Source organism: Mycobacterium sp. (assembly GCF_049608025.1).
In the GTDB taxonomy this organism is placed as follows: Bacteria; Actinomycetota; Actinomycetes; order Mycobacteriales; family Mycobacteriaceae; genus Mycobacterium.
The window spans coordinates 1-13,517 of sequence record NZ_JBMYXC010000010.1; the positions used below are offsets into that span (position 1 = coordinate 1).

Annotated in this window: 14 protein-coding genes; 7 read left to right on the plus strand and 7 right to left on the minus strand. The window is 67.2% G+C overall.

Annotated elements, in window-relative coordinates; translation table 11 throughout:
* On the minus strand, positions 1–225 hold a 225-nt coding region (locus tag ACPGXI_RS05405; RefSeq protein ID WP_526650752.1), incomplete at its 3' end, for a DeoR family transcriptional regulator.
* 187 nt (positions 226–412) lie between these two features.
* On the opposite strand from ACPGXI_RS05405, the gene ptsP reads away from it, so the two are divergent.
* Positions 413–2,125 (plus strand): phosphoenolpyruvate--protein phosphotransferase, encoded by a 1,713-nt coding sequence (gene ptsP, locus ACPGXI_RS05410; protein ID WP_526650596.1) that lies wholly within the window; start codon positions 413–415, stop codon positions 2,123–2,125.
* Between the two features lie 15 nt (positions 2,126–2,140).
* Here ptsP and ACPGXI_RS05415 read toward each other — a convergent pair whose 3' ends face one another.
* From ACPGXI_RS05415 to ACPGXI_RS05425, 3 genes are read right to left on the minus strand one after another with little or no spacing between them, the layout of a single operon-like run.
* Positions 2,141–4,291: an FUSC family protein gene (locus tag ACPGXI_RS05415; protein WP_526650598.1), complete on the minus strand. Its 2,151-nt coding sequence runs from the start codon at positions 4,289–4,291 to the stop codon at positions 2,141–2,143.
* Positions 4,291–4,836 carry a hypothetical protein gene (locus ACPGXI_RS05420; protein WP_526650600.1) on the minus strand — a complete coding sequence of 182 codons (546 nt, stop codon included), beginning with the start codon at positions 4,834–4,836 and terminating at the stop codon, positions 4,291–4,293. Before ACPGXI_RS05420 ends, ACPGXI_RS05415 begins: the two co-directional genes overlap by 1 nt.
* Entirely contained in the window at positions 4,826–5,392 is a 567-nt protein-coding gene (locus tag ACPGXI_RS05425; protein ID WP_526650602.1) for a TetR/AcrR family transcriptional regulator, read from the minus strand. The genes ACPGXI_RS05420 and ACPGXI_RS05425 overlap by 11 nt, the downstream gene beginning before the upstream one ends.
* Positions 5,393–5,753: 361 nt before the next feature.
* Here ACPGXI_RS05425 and ACPGXI_RS05430 point away from each other — a divergent pair, with 361 nt between their 5' ends.
* The 3 genes from ACPGXI_RS05430 (at position 5,754) to ACPGXI_RS05440 (ending at position 8,266) form a co-directional block, all read left to right on the plus strand.
* Positions 5,754–6,683: a class I SAM-dependent methyltransferase gene (locus ACPGXI_RS05430; protein WP_526650604.1), complete on the plus strand. Its 930-nt coding sequence runs from the start codon at positions 5,754–5,756 to the stop codon at positions 6,681–6,683.
* 223 nt (positions 6,684–6,906) lie between these two features.
* Positions 6,907–7,770, plus strand: coding sequence for an SDR family NAD(P)-dependent oxidoreductase (locus ACPGXI_RS05435; protein WP_526650606.1), 864 nt, complete (start codon positions 6,907–6,909; stop codon positions 7,768–7,770).
* A gap of 7 nt (positions 7,771–7,777) precedes the next feature.
* Positions 7,778–8,266, plus strand: a complete 489-nt coding sequence (locus ACPGXI_RS05440; RefSeq protein ID WP_526650608.1) for a DUF456 family protein — start codon at positions 7,778–7,780, stop codon at positions 8,264–8,266.
* Here the strand turns inward: ACPGXI_RS05440 and ACPGXI_RS05445 are convergent.
* Together ACPGXI_RS05445 and ACPGXI_RS05450 are read right to left on the minus strand one after the other, a co-directional pair.
* Positions 8,253–9,107, minus strand: a complete 855-nt coding sequence (locus tag ACPGXI_RS05445) for a type IV toxin-antitoxin system AbiEi family antitoxin (RefSeq protein ID WP_526650610.1) — start codon at positions 9,105–9,107, stop codon at positions 8,253–8,255. The genes ACPGXI_RS05440 and ACPGXI_RS05445 overlap by 14 nt on opposite strands.
* 212 nt (positions 9,108–9,319) lie before the next feature.
* Positions 9,320–10,291 carry an NAD(P)-dependent alcohol dehydrogenase gene (locus ACPGXI_RS05450; RefSeq protein ID WP_526650612.1) on the minus strand — a complete coding sequence of 324 codons (972 nt, stop codon included), beginning with the start codon at positions 10,289–10,291 and terminating at the stop codon, positions 9,320–9,322.
* Positions 10,292–10,421: 130 nt separating this feature from the next.
* On the opposite strand from ACPGXI_RS05450, the gene ACPGXI_RS05455 reads away from it, so the two are divergent.
* Entirely contained in the window at positions 10,422–10,802 is a 381-nt protein-coding gene (locus ACPGXI_RS05455; protein WP_526650614.1) for a hypothetical protein, read from the plus strand.
* A gap of 104 nt (positions 10,803–10,906) precedes the next feature.
* Here the strand turns inward: ACPGXI_RS05455 and ACPGXI_RS05460 are convergent, their stop codons facing one another.
* Complete coding sequence (locus ACPGXI_RS05460) at positions 10,907–11,203, minus strand: hypothetical protein (RefSeq protein ID WP_526650615.1); 297 nt, start codon at positions 11,201–11,203, stop codon at positions 10,907–10,909.
* Between the two features lie 197 nt (positions 11,204–11,400).
* On the opposite strand from ACPGXI_RS05460, the gene ACPGXI_RS05465 reads away from it, so the two are divergent.
* The gene (locus tag ACPGXI_RS05465) at positions 11,401–12,411 is read left to right on the plus strand and encodes a glycoside hydrolase family 6 protein (RefSeq protein ID WP_526650754.1); all 1,011 of its coding nucleotides are present in this window, start codon (positions 11,401–11,403) and stop codon (positions 12,409–12,411) included.
* A 57-nt stretch (positions 12,412–12,468) separates the two neighbouring features.
* Positions 12,469–13,410, plus strand: a complete 942-nt coding sequence (locus ACPGXI_RS05470; RefSeq protein ID WP_526650617.1) for an extracellular catalytic domain type 1 short-chain-length polyhydroxyalkanoate depolymerase — start codon at positions 12,469–12,471, stop codon at positions 13,408–13,410.
* The last annotated feature ends 107 nt before the right edge of the window (positions 13,411–13,517 follow it).

A 13,517-nucleotide genomic window follows, 5' to 3' on the forward strand; every position in this document is an offset into this window, starting at 1 on the left:
GGCGACCTCTTCCTCGCCCACTTCGGGCTCGACGAGCTGCAGCGCCCGAACTGGAACGGCACCGCCATGAACCCGGCGCACCATGCCCCCTCTGTCCAGCGCTGCGAGGTCGCGCCGCACCGTCTCGGTGGTGACGTCGTACGCCTTCGCCAGCTCGGTGACCGACGCCCGGCCCCGCGTGATGACCAGGGAGGCGATGGCCTGCTGTCGCTCTTCGGGGTACATGGGGCTCCGTCCCATCGAGGCTGCGGGGTTGAGGCTGCGGGGTCGAGGCTGCGGGGTGCGATCAGGGATGTGCGCAGTCCGAGGGCCGGGTTTACCTGTGGATACCGGAGTCCAGCCTAATGTTGGTATCGTTGGTTTTACTTCTGATCATATTGTTTTGTCAACAGCGTCTTGTAATCTGGTTCGCATGGTTGCGCCGCCGTCGCCCACCCCGCCGGCCGCGGATTCGGGTTGGGGCCCGGGCCGGGTGTTGCAGGGCGTTCCCGTGGTCCCCGGAGCCCAGTACGGTCCGGTGATCAGGCCGGGCGAGCTGCCCGATGTCCACCGGGAGGCGACCCGGGATGTTGCCGAGGTGGACCGCCTCGCCGAACGGGAACGTCTCACCGCGGCAGCGGCGGTCGTCGCTGCCCGGTTGCGCGATCGGTCCGCGCACGCGACGGGCGCAGCGTCCGAGGTGCTCGCCGCGACCGCAACCCTGGCCCAGGATCGTGCCTGGCTCGGCGCCGCGGAGAAGCGCATCATGGAGGGCGCTCCCGCAGGCCGCGCGGTGGTCGCCGCGGTAGACCAGTTCGTCGACCTGTTCACTCAACTCGGTGGGCTGATGGCCGAACGTGTGACCGACCTTCGCGACATCGGGAACCGCGTCATCGCCGAGCTTGACGGGCTGGCCGAGCCGGGCATCCCGCCGCCCGAGCAGCCCTCCATCCTGTGCGCCGAGGACTTATCGCCCGCCGACACCGCAGGCCTGGACCCGACGCTCGTCGTCGGCCTGGCCACTACCCTGGGCGGCCCGACCAGCCACAGCGCGATCATCGCGCGCCAGCTCGGCATTCCGTGCGTCGTAGCCGTCAGCGGCCTCGGCGACGTCCCCGCCGGAGCGATGGTTCTCGTCGACGGCACCCGGGGAACCGTCACGGTCACTCCTGACCGGGCGGCCGCCTGCGAAGCCGTGGCCGAGGCCCGCGGCGCGGCAGGGCGAACCGAGAATTGGTCGGGCCCGGGTGCCACTGCCGATGGCCACGCCGTGGCCGTACTCGCCAACGTCCAGGACGGCGCGTCAGCCCGCTCGGCCCGGGAGACACCGGCCGAGGGCATAGGGCTGTTCCGCACCGAGCTGTGCTTCCTCAACAGTGATACCGAACCGAGCGTGGCCGAGCAGGCCGACATCTATACCGAGGTGCTAGCGGCATTCGCCGGGCGCACGGTGGTCGTCCGCACCCTCGACGCCGGTTCGGACAAGCCGCTGAAGTTCGCCGCGCATCCCGATGAGGCCAACCCCGCGCTCGGCGTCCGCGGCATCCGCATCGCCGAAGCTAACCCCGGGCTGCTGAGGCATCAGCTCGAGGCGATCGCCGCCGCCGCGGAGCGCACCGGAAACCAGCCGTGGGTGATGGCGCCGATGATCGCGACCGCCCAGGAGGCGGAAAGCTTTGCGGGCCAAGTACGTTCACACGGGCTCACGCCGGGAGTGATGATCGAGGTGCCCGCGGCGGCGCTGCTGGCCGAACGAATTCTCGAGCATGTCGACTTTCTATCGATCGGGACCAACGACCTGGCCCAGTACACGATGGCCGCTGACCGGATGTCAGCCGACCTCGCGACACTCACCGATCCGTGGCAGCCGGCGGTGCTGTCCCTGGTCGCCATGACGGCCCGCGCCGGCACCGCGGTGGGCAAGCCGGTCGGGGTCTGCGGCGAGGCCGCCGCCGATCCACTGCTGGCCTGCGTGCTGACCGGTCTCGGGGTGACGTCGCTGTCGGCGGCCGCGGCCGCTGTGCAGGGGGTGGGCGCGAAACTGGCGCAGGTCACGCTGCAACAGTGCCGTGAAGCAGCGCAGGCGGTGCGGTCCACGGCCAGCGCTGACGAAGCGCGCGCGGCCGCGTGGGAGGTGCTGGGCTGACCCGCTCGCGATGACTTACGGCACTTTCTGCATCGTGTATATCGTCTCCAGTTCGCCGAGCAACGCAGCGGCGGTCAGCAACGGCAGGGCTGCCGCCACGCCGAGGTCGTTGTCGGGCGCTTCGGAGCGCAGAGCCACCACGAACTCGTCGGCGATCGGCATCCAGGACTGCTCGGGGTGGGATTGCCCCGCCAGATGCTCGCAGATCGCGTCGACGTGGGACTCCACCACCGCGCGCACCGCCGGAAGTGCCGACAGGGGTGGCGGCGTGGGGATGTCGGCGATCAGGTCGGCGGCCGCGCGCAGTCTGATGGCCCGGTGGAACGAGCGCACGGTCGGGGCGCGAAAGTCCGTCTCGCCGCTGCTCTCCGAAAGATAATGGCGCACAGCATCATCGATCACTCGAGAGGCGGCCAGGGCGTCGTGGCTCAGCGTCACGAGTTCGTCGGCGCGCTCCTCGAACTCGCCCCGGGTGATGCGCAATACCGCGACCCGTAGGTACTGCGCGAAGATCGAGCGGGCCGAGTCGATCGCGGACGTCACCGATGCGGTGGCTCCGCGCGGCCACAACAACAGCGACACGACGACACCCACCAGGGCGCCGATTATGACGTCCTGCATGCGGATCAGCCCAACCTCCCAACCGGTTGGCACAACGAGGTTGAACGAAATCAGCACCATCATCGTGAACGCGGCCTGCGCCGCAGTGAACGATGCGATCTCGGGCACGTAGGCCGAACCGAAAACCACGAATGGCATGAGAATCCACAGCACCACGGGATCGACCCCGACCACGGAGATGACCACCACGCCAATCAGAAAACCGATACCCGTCCCGATCACCGCGCGCCACACCCGGGTGCCCGTGGTCAGTGCGCTGCTGCGCAGCACCGAGAGCGCGCCCAGGACGACCCAGAACCCGTTCTCGACCGGGAAGATGTGAGTGACGGCGACCGCAAGCGCGAGGCCGACTCCGGTGCGCAGGCTGTTGCGCAGCGCCACGGCGCGGTTGGCCAGGAAGCCCGAGGTGACCTGGGCGGCCATCGCGGTTGCCGGCAGCACCCGTTCCGAGGCGCCGGTCTCGGGGAGGCGCAGATCCAGTGCGCGGGCCCATACCTGACGTGCGTCGGCAGCCGCCGCGACAGCGATCATGCGACCCGTCGCTCCGATGGTGGCCGCGATCGTTCGCCGGCGCAGCAACTCCCGGCCCAACTCAACAGCCTGGTCGTCGTCGGCGGCGTCGAGGATGGCGGCGAGGTCCTCGCGGTACCTCCCGCGCGAGGCGGTCCTCAACCTACTGAGAGCCGCATCCAAGTCAGCGCGCGCTGCGTCCCGTCTGGCCACGCGCGTGATGCGCAGCACAGCGGCGGCATCGCGGAGCACTTGGACAGCGGGTTCCTTCATATCAGCCAGCGCCGCCCCGGCCTGCTCCCCGGTGTTTTCGGTGACCCACTCCAGATCGTCTACTACCCGTACCAGCGCACGGCTACCGGCCGTCAGCCCCACCGGCCGGAAGTCAGCACCGAGGAAGTTGGCGCGCAACGCGTCCATAGCCGCGGAGGCATCGGCGGCCGACGCGCGTCCGTCCAACCTGTCGGCCAGCACGCGACAGGCCCGCGCGGCGTGGCGTCGGAGTTCGCCGTGGTGGCGCGGCGGGAGCACGACCAGCGCGGCGGGCACGCACACCGCCAGCGCGATGGTCCAGCCCAACAGCCGGTCCTCGATCGGTGCCGGTGGCGTGCATGCCGGCAGCACGAACGTCAGCAACGTAGCGCGTTGGGCCGCGGCGATCGTCTCGCTGAACAAGCCCGAGAACGTCACCACCACCCCGACGACGAACATCGCCAACACGGCCAGCCACGCCTGCGGAGCTACCAGGGTGCCCAGGGTGATCATGATGAAGCCGCTGACACCCAGTCCGGCGTAGGCGACGGCGCGGTTCTGGCCATTGCCGGGGAAATCGGTGAACACCAGCAGCGCGACGGACCCCAAGATGGCGTACAGCGGCGTCTGCGGATTGTCACCGGCGACGGCGAAACATAGCCCCCCGGCAAGCGGCACTACCAGCGCCGCCCGAAGCGCGCGCCGCAGCGCGTCGTGCTCGGGGTCGCGCTGGTGTATGCGCCTTTCGATGCGGTATCGCATGCTGTTGGCGCCGACGCTCATCAGTGGGCGAGAACCTTGATGCCGATGACCAATAGACCGACGCCGGCCAGTGAGACAACCGTCACCAGTTGCTGCCACCAGGGCAGTCCGGTCCGACGAACAGCGGCGAACGCGATAAGGCCGAGTTCGGCGACAAGCACCCACTTCGCGATCCACATCGCTGTGTCGATCTCGAGAAGGCCGAGGCCCGCGGCGGCCAGCGACAGCATGGGCAGCAGGCTGGCCTGCAGGATTTGGCTGGATGCCTGCAACATTCGCCAGGTCTCCAGACTCCGCGGCGCCCGCTCGTGCACGCTCAGGTGAGCCACCCAGTCGGCGAGCAGGCTGGCCGCCCACAGGCCGCCCATTGCGACCGCAACGTCGATCATCCGGTACCACGCGCCGGTCTCCTCGCCGGTGTAATTGGTCAGCACCGCGAGCGTCGCCAGGCAGGAGATCGCGCCGTAGAGGCGCTCCCGCAGTGTGGCGACGACATGTGCGACCGGTGTCGCCGGCTCTGTGGCGTCAGACCGGCCGGCGCCGTTCTCGGGGACCTCACTGCCCATCGGGCACCGAACCGAACCGGCCCGAGTCGAGCGCCTCCAGCAGTTGGGCCACTATCCAGGCAAAACCGCCGGCGTCGGGTGGCATTGTCACCTGCTCATAACCCACCAGCAGGTACAACGCCCACCCGGCGAAGAGTTCCGCCTGCCGTTCGCTGTGCAGGATTTCCAGAGCGGCCTCGTACACCGTCGCGAACCGTTGACTGTCCACCGCGGCCTGCACGGCATGTACCCGGGGGTCGATCGAACTCCATACCCGGATCGCGGCCTCGGCGCCGTGGGGCAGCGCGAGCCCTGTCTGGATAAGGCTGTCGATGCGTTTCCGAGGGTCAGGTTCAGCTCCAACCGCCTCCACCACCTTCGTGGTCATATCCTCGCGCCAGTGCGCGACCAGCTGTTGGGTGTAGGCCGACCAGCTGCTGAAGTGGTGGTAGAAGGATCCGGTCGTGACCCCGAGCCGCTGACAGACCTCGGCCAGCTTCAGTCCGCCGTAGCCCCGGTCGGAAAGGATCTCGAGGCCGACTTCGAAGAACGACTCTTTCGAAGAGACATCTCCCATGCCTAGAACCGTAGTTCAGCCGACGCCCTGCCTGCGGACCGCCGATGAACGGATTGTGGCTGGGGGGGGTTCGAAGCGCCGAAGAGCTCACGGAATTGGTGACCTGGCGGGTCAGCTTTGTCATCGCGCTGGGCGAGCCGGGTGCGGACACCGAGGTGGAGTACCCGGACGTCCAGCACCTGGTGGAGGTTTCTGCGTCGGATCGAAGTGCGTGCGTGTGGCGTGTTTCACACCTGTGTCTGCGGCGGCCAACAATTAGATAGACTGGCGAAGTATTTCCGCTTCAGCGCCGGACTGACTTCAGCGCCAGCGAGAAATTTCAGCCCCAACGAGTTTCAGTGCCAACGAGAGGTAGCCGACCATGAGCTCACAGCGCACCGACAATGACACCTGGGATATCGCCTCCAGCGTCGGGGCCACTGCAGTCCTGGTCGCTGCCGCCCGCGCCGCCGAGACCGTCCGGCCCGAGCCGTTGATCAGCGATCCATACGCTCAGATTCTGGTGGCCGACGCGGGTACGGGAGTATGGGAATGCCTGCTCGACCCGGAGATGGTGTCCAGGATCGCCGAAGCGGACGCCGAGATCGGCGCATTGTTCGAGCACATGGGCAGCTACCAGGCTGTGCGCACGCACTTCTTCGACGAGTTCTTCGCCAGTGCAAGCGCGGCGGGCATCCGCCAGGTCGTCATCCTCGCCTCCGGTCTCGACTCGCGGGCGTTCCGCCTGGCGTGGCCGACGGGCACCACGGTGTTCGAGATCGACCAGCCAAAAGTGCTCGAATACAAAGCCGGCACGCTGGCACTGCACGACGTGAGCCCCGCCGCGGCGCGACGAGAGGTTCCTGTTGATCTCCGCCAAGATTGGCCGACAGCGCTGGTCAAGACGGGTTTCGATAGTGCGCAGCCGACGGCGTGGCTGGCCGAGGGCCTGCTGATGTATCTGCCGGCCGATGCGCAGGATCGGCTGTTCACCCAGATCGACGAACTTTCCGCGCCAGGCAGTCGGGTGGCCGCTGAGACCATGCGAGTCCAAGCCGAGGAGCGCCGCGAACGGATCCGGAAGCGATTCGTGGAGGTCGCCGCGCAGGTTGGTGTGGAGCCCATCGACATCACCGAGTTGACCTACGAGGACCCCGACCGGGCCGATGTCGCCGGGTGGCTGTCCGATCACGGCTGGCGGTCGGAAACCGTTGCCTCAAATGAAGAAATGCGACGCCTGGGCCGCATGGTCGAAATACCCGACTCCGGGGATGAGTCCTTCTCCACGTTCGTGACCGGCGAAAAGGTATAGCTCCCCGGGAGTTCAGGACGGAACAGCCTCGGGTTTCGAGTGGATGACGAAGCCAACCCGACCCGATGGCTCGGCCACGATGTGCCCGCCGTATACAGATAAGGCATGGAAGAGGGCGCGCAGGCTCTTCTGATGTGAAGAGCACGAGCGTTGCGCCCACGACCGGTGGGCAGAGGCCGACCCAGGACCCGTCGGCTCGGACAATTCGAGAGAGGAACAATCAGTGCCAGGAGTGCAGGATCGTGTCGTTGTTGTCACAGGTGCCGGCGGCGGACTCGGCCGCGAATACGCGCTGACGCTAGCCCGAGAAGGGGCCAGCGTCGTCGTCAATGACCTTGGCGGAGCGCGGGACGGCACCGGTGCCGGGTCGGCGATGGCCGACCAGGTGGTCAAGGAGATCCGCGACGCCGGCGGCCGCGCTGTGGCGAACTACGACTCCGTCGCCGAGCAAGAGGGCGCAGCCAACATCATCAAAACCGCGGTAGACGAGTTCGGCAAGGTCGACGGTGTGGTCAGCAACGCGGGCATCCTGCGCGACGGCACCTTCCACAAGATGGAGTTCGGCAGCTGGGACAGCGTGATCAAGGTGCACCTCTACGGCGGCTACAACGTCATCCGCGCCGCCTGGCCGCACTTCAGGGAGAACGGGTTCGGCCGCGTGGTCGTGGCCACCTCCACCAGCGGTCTGTTCGGGAACTTCGGTCAGGCCAACTACGGGGCGGCCAAGATGGGCCTGGTGGGGATGATCAACACCCTCGCTCAGGAAGGCGCCAAGTACGACATCAAGGCCAATGCCGTGGCCCCGATCGCGGCCACCCGGATGACGCAGGACATTCTGCCGCCCGAGGTATTCGAGAAGCTCACGCCCGAGTACGTGGCACCTGTGGTCGCCTACCTGTGCACCGAGGAAGTGCCCGATACCGCTTCGGTGTTCATCGTCGGCGGCGGCAAAGTGCAACGGGTCGCGCTGTTCCAGAATTCCGGTGTGACGTTCACCGAGGTGCCGTCGGTGGACGATGTCGCAGTTAGGTGGGGCGAGATCGCCGACCTGTCGGCGGCCGAGCGGGCCGCCTTCAGCCTCGGCTGACAGTTCGGTGAGCGCCGTCGGCATCATTCTCGTCGCGCTGGCGATTGCGGTCGGACTGGTGGGCATCGTGGTGCCGATCCTGCCGGGCGCGCTCCTGGTCATCGCGGCCATCGGCGTGTGGTCGTTCGTCGAGAGCACCGCGGTGTCCTGGGTGACTTTCGGAGTTGCGGCCGCGCTGATCGTCACCGCCGAGATCGTCAAATACACCTGGCCCGTCAAACGCATGCGCCAGGCGCAGGTGCGAACCTCGACGCTGGTAATCGGGGCGTTGGCAGGCTTCGTCGGCTTCTTCGTCGTCCCGGTGATCGGTTTGCTCATCGGTTTCGTAGCGGGTGTGTTCGCCGCCGAATTGGCGGTTCGTGGCAACCTCGCCCGGGCGTGGGCCTCCACCGTCCACGCGCTCAAGGGTGTCGCGCTGTCCGTGGGAGTTGAGTTGACCGGGGCGCTGCTGGCGGCGACGGCGTGGGTGGTCGGCGTCTGGGTCATCCACGGGTGACCTGGGTGCGCGACCCCCACGCCTGAGCCAGCCGGCGCCGGACGGTGGCGTCGGTGTCCATCGCGGTGATGCGAATGACGATCCACCCCAGCTCCAGCAGCTCGTCGATGCGGCGGATGTCCCGGTCGAACCGCTCCCTGCTCATGCGGTGGTGCTTGCCCTCGTACTCCACAGCGATTTTGAGGTCTCGCCAACCGAGGTCGACGACCCCGATCAGCGCGCCGTACTCGTTGTACACCGACAGCTGTGTCTCCGGCCGTGGATAGCCCGCTCGAACAACTATCAGCCGCAACCACGTCTCACGGGGCGATTCGGCTCCCGGGTCCACCAGCGAGAGTGTTTCCAAAGCTCGGTTCCGGCCCTGGCGGCCAGGGTGCCTGCGCACGGCAGATTCAATCTGGGTCACCTTGAGGCGAGTAGCTCGCGCGAGCGAGTCCACCGCAGCGACCGCGGCGTCGAGCGAGTAGCGACGCGCGAGATCCACAGCGGTGCGCACCGGCGTCGTCACCCGCATGCCATCGACGACGCAGACCTCGTCCTCGTTGATGGTCCCGGCCCACACGACGATCCCGGCTGTTCGGCGCCGGTTGGTATCGATCGCGGTGGCCGGAACTTTGGCGTCGATCCACTTGGCGCCGTGAAGTGCCGAGGCCGAGCTGCCCGCCAGAATGCCGTGGCCGCGAGTCCTCAGCCAGCATGCCTTCGCCCGTATGACTGCCGTCAATTCCGTGTGCTTCGGGACGTAGACATCGTGGTGGATAGCAACGAACCGGGTGCGAAGCTCGTGACGGGTGAGGCGGCCGGCGGCGAGTGCCACGCTGCCCAGAAACGGTTCGCCCATGCCGGCAGTGTTCTGCACGGCGCCGACAGGTTCCTTGACTCGACTTCTTTGACACGGCCTTGCGAACGTCTCCCGGGCGCCGATCTGGGACTCTGCGTAACGCAGTGGCGAATCCTGGCGCCTGGAGTCTCCCTGGCGTTACGCAGTTCGGCCGTGGGATGGGGCTCGGCCGTGGGATGGGGCTCGGCCGTGGGATGGGGCTCGGCCGTGGATCAGGGTTCGAGGATCAGCTTGCCGGTCATGCGGCTGGTCCGGCTGAGCTCGTGGGCTTCCTCAGCGCGCGTGAGGGGAAGCTTCTGGGCGATGGCCACATGCAGCTTGCCGGCAGCCGCGGCGGCTACCAATGGTTCGAGCCGCGCGCCCGTGGGCCTGCCCAAGATGGTCTTGGATTTGAAGGGTGGCATCAGCATCTGCACGACGGCGCTGGGTTCATCGCCGGCCACCATGATGTGGCGACCGCGGGGGGACAGCAGACCTCGGCACCCGGCGCCGGAGTAGCTGCCCACGCAGTCGACGACCACGTGGAAAGGGGCATGTGCCTTGGCCTGTGCGAGCACATCGCCCTCGTTGTAGTCGAGGACCAGGTCGGCCCCAAGGCCCTTGACCATCTCCACGTTCTTCGTCGAGCAGACGCCGGCCACGAAGGCGCCCTCCAGCTTGGCGATCTGGACAGCCAGCTGGCCTACGCCGCCGGAGGCGCCCAGCACCAGGACCCTCCGTTGGCCGGGCTGCACGCGGCGGATGCCGCCCAGGTCCACCACCGCCAGCTGAGCGGTGACTCCGCTCACGGGCAGGGCGGCTGCCACGGCGATGTCCACGGCGTCCGGGACAACGCAGAGCTGATCCTCGCGCACCACGACGGTATCGGCATACGAACCCCGCTGGCCGCGGGAGAAGTTGGTGCCGCCGACCACCCGCTCACCGGGGGCGGTACGTGTAACCCCGGGACCGACCGCCTCGACCACCCCGGCGAAGTCCACCCCCACCACCACCGGCGGCTTCGGCCCCAGCAGGCGTGCTGCCAACCGCAGTGGCCCGGAGGTGCGCATTTTCCAGTCGACGGGGTTAACCCCGATCGCCTGGACCTGCACCCGGACCTCGCCCTTCTTCGGTTCGGGCGTGGGTAGCTCAACGAGCTCCAGCTTCTCTGCCGGATTCCAGCTCCGCTGAGCCATGGCTTTCATGGCACCGAGGCTAGTGAACGGATCGGCACTGCCTTGCGAAGGGGCTTCACTGTGGGGAGTTCGGCCGGGGCGGCACGCAACAGACCACCCCACTCTCCGGTGACGCCCAACGATCTGGAACCATGCCCTCATGCGTCCACCTGCTGCGTTTCCGTACCGACTCGACCGCCGGTGGGCGCCGTTGTTCGCCGCAATAGGGGTCAGCGACCAGGACGGAGTCGACCTCACCGAAGACGGACTGCTTCGTGCCACCTATGGCCGCTTCAGCATCGAGACCCCGTTGGACAACATCGATCACACCGAGGTCAGTGGCCCCCATCGCTGGTACACCGCGGTGGGACTGCGGCTCAGCTTCACCGACGACGGCATCACCTTCGGAACCAACCACGAGGCGGGTCTGTGCATCGCCTTCAAGCAGAAGATTCCCAAGGTCATCGGGTTCAAGGATCACTCGGCGCTGTGGGTCAGCGTCGCCGATCCCGAGGCGCTGGCCGCCGCCATCGGCCGGTAGTCGATTCTTCCGCCCGTGACCAACGGCCCGATCGAGCATCGCGAGCCCGCGTGGAATCGGAGAACGCGTCGTCGTACCTAATGCCGGGTGCGCAGCGCTGACAGCTACTCGTCGGCGACATCGTCGAGACGCTCGCTCACCCGCGCCAGCGCCTCATCGAAGATCTCCACTTTTTCGTTGCTGCGTTCGTTGGCAGGTTGGGCGGCCCCGCGGGACCCCTTGGCCTCCACGCGGGCCGCACCCTGGCGCCGCAACAGGCTGAAGTGTTTGTCGCGGGCTCTCCTGAGCCGGCTCTGCAGTCCTTTCAGCGACTCCTCGTCCATGCGCGCAAGGGCGTGGACCTGAGACTCGTCGATCAACGAATTTTCCTGCTTGGTCAGATTCACCTGGTGGTTGCTCACCGTTGATTCATAGCTTGCGCCGGCGGCGCCGGTGCGCCGAATCGTCGGAACGGCACGCGTTCGAATTCATCCGTCCCCGGCGCCGGCCCGGGTTCTCGATCATGGGGCCCGGTGCTGTTGTCGGGGCGGTCGGATCCCCTAGCCGACCATTTGCCGATTGGCGCGAATCGACGTTATGGCACTATTTTCTTGCTGTGATGTTCTCAGCTGCCAGCACCGTCGCCCGGTGGATCTCCCCGTTCCTGGCGGTGGCGTCCGTCGCCGCTATTTGTTCAGTCGGCACGGTGCATGTCGATCCTGCCCCGTCAGTGCGCCTTGCCAGCGAGGCTAACCCGCTGGCCGGAAGGCCCTTCTACGTCGATCCCATCTCGAAGGCCATGGCTGCCGCCAATAGCGCCAGTCCGCCGAGTCCTGAGTTGACGGCCATCGCCAACACGCCACAGGCGTACTGGCTCGATCACGCATTCCCTGCGCCCACCGCCGCCAGCACGGTCCAGAGGATTGCCAGCTCGGCGCAGGCCGTCGGCGCCACGCCCGTTTTCTCCCTGTACGCCATCCCGCACCGCGACTGCTACAGCTACGCGGCGGGTGGGTTTGGCTCAGCGGCGGCCTACCGGGAGTGGATCGACGCCATCGCTTCCGGCCTGGGCTCGTTGCCGGCTGCGATCATCCTCGAGCCGGATGCCATCGCGATGGCCGATTGTCTTACCCCTGACCAGCGCCAGGAGCGCTTCGACTTGCTGCGCTACGCCGTCGACACGCTGACCCGCGATCCTGCCGCGGCCGTGTACATCGACGGCGGGCACTCGCGCTGGTTGAGTGTGGAGGAACTCGCCGCCGGACTCAACGAGGTCGGCGTCGACCGCGCCAGGGGTTTCAGCATCAACACGGCGAACTTCTACACCACCGATGAGGAAATCGGTTACGGCGAGGCGGTCTCGGCGCTGACCAACGGTGCGAACTACGTGATCGACACATCCCGCAACGGCGTCGGCCCGGCGCCGGAAACCGGGATGCAATGGTGCAATCCCGCTGGTCGTGCACTGGGTGTCCCGCCGACCACGGCTACCGCCGGCGCGCATGCCGATGCCTACTTGTGGATCAAACGTCCCGGTGAATCCGACGGATCCTGCGACCATGGGGAACCCAGCGCGGGCACTTTCGTGAATCAGTATGCGATCGATCTGGCCCGCACCGCGGGTCAGTAGGGACCCCATGTGGGCCCGTGCTCTCGGCCCGCTGGTGGCCGGGCCCGCCCGTGGAGAATGGGCCCGCTCGTGCAAACTGGAGCGGTGATTGCCCGCATCTCGGCGTTTGTCGGTGTCTTCCTTGTTCTGGGCGCCTTGAGCGGAGTACCAGCGTCGGCCAATCCTGGAGTCCCCCCCGGCGCGCTGGCGTTCGGCGGATTGCAGCGCACCTTCGTGCTGCACGTTCCCGCGGGTCTCGAGCATCCGGCCGGATTGGTGATCAATCTGCACGGTGCCGGTCAGACCGGTGGGGATCAGGCCGCACTGACCAATTACAACGCCGTCGCCGATCAGTATGGGTTCGTCGTGGCCTACCCGGACGGCATCGACTTCAGCTGGGCCGACGGTCGCGGCGCCTCAGTGCCCGACTGGGATGGCGTCGATGATGTGGGATTTCTGGCAACGCTGATCGAGCGACTCTCGAATGACCACGGCATTGCGCCCGGCCGGGTCTTCGTGACAGGTATGTCGGCCGGCGCGTTCATGGCCAACCGGCTGGCGTGCGAACGCGCCGACCTCGTCTCGGCCATCGCGCCAGTTGCCGGGACCTTGGGCGTGGCCACTGCATGCAATCCTTCGCGGCCGGTCTCGGTCTTACTGATTTACGGTACTGCTGATCCCGTTGTGCCCTATGACGGCGGTCCGATGGTCGGGCGCGGTGGGCCTAGTGACATCGTGTCCGCGCCGGCGATGGCGGAGCGGTGGCGCGCGCTGGATCGTTGCCCGGGGCCACCCGTCGAAACGGTCTCGGTCGGCCAGGGCGCCGCCGCCAAAGTGCACCGCTTCACCGCCGCTGGATGCGCAGATGCAACCGAGGTCGAATTCGTCCGCATCGACGGTGGCGGACATACCTGGCCGGGGGGCCAGTTCGCGCTGCCGGCTGCGATGGTCGGGCCGACAAGTCACGCGTTCGACGCCTCACAAGCAAGTGGCCGGTTCTTCGCCTCGCGGGCCGGGTAAAGCAGGCATGAATTTCGCCAAGCCCATCGATTCCGCCAACCCCATCGATTCTGGGTAACGCAGCGGCGGGAAATCGGGCCTGGAATCGCCGTGGCGTAACGCAATTC

Bases quoted from the DNA above. Each gene is read 5' to 3' on its own strand.
- ACPGXI_RS05420 (WP_526650600.1), bottom strand. From the start codon at position 4,836: ATGGGCAGTGAGGTCCCCGAGAACGGCGCCGGCCGGTCTGACGCCACA.
- ACPGXI_RS05450 (WP_526650612.1), bottom strand. From the start codon at position 10,291: ATGAAAGCCATGGCTCAGCGGAGCTGGAATCCGGCAGAGAAGCTGGAG.
- ACPGXI_RS05465 (WP_526650754.1), top strand. From the start codon at position 11,401: ATGTTCTCAGCTGCCAGCACCGTCGCCCGGTGGATCTCCCCGTTCCTG.
- ACPGXI_RS05430 (WP_526650604.1), top strand. From the start codon at position 5,754: ATGAGCTCACAGCGCACCGACAATGACACCTGGGATATCGCCTCCAGC.
- ACPGXI_RS05415 (WP_526650598.1), bottom strand. From the start codon at position 4,291: ATGAGCGTCGGCGCCAACAGCATGCGATACCGCATCGAAAGGCGCATA.
- ACPGXI_RS05425 (WP_526650602.1), bottom strand. From the start codon at position 5,392: ATGGGAGATGTCTCTTCGAAAGAGTCGTTCTTCGAAGTCGGCCTCGAG.
- ACPGXI_RS05455 (WP_526650614.1), top strand. From the start codon at position 10,422: ATGCGTCCACCTGCTGCGTTTCCGTACCGACTCGACCGCCGGTGGGCG.
- ACPGXI_RS05445 (WP_526650610.1), bottom strand. From the start codon at position 9,107: ATGGGCGAACCGTTTCTGGGCAGCGTGGCACTCGCCGCCGGCCGCCTC.
- ACPGXI_RS05470 (WP_526650617.1), top strand. From the start codon at position 12,469: ATGGGCCCGCTCGTGCAAACTGGAGCGGTGATTGCCCGCATCTCGGCG.
- ptsP (WP_526650596.1), top strand. From the start codon at position 413: ATGGTTGCGCCGCCGTCGCCCACCCCGCCGGCCGCGGATTCGGGTTGG.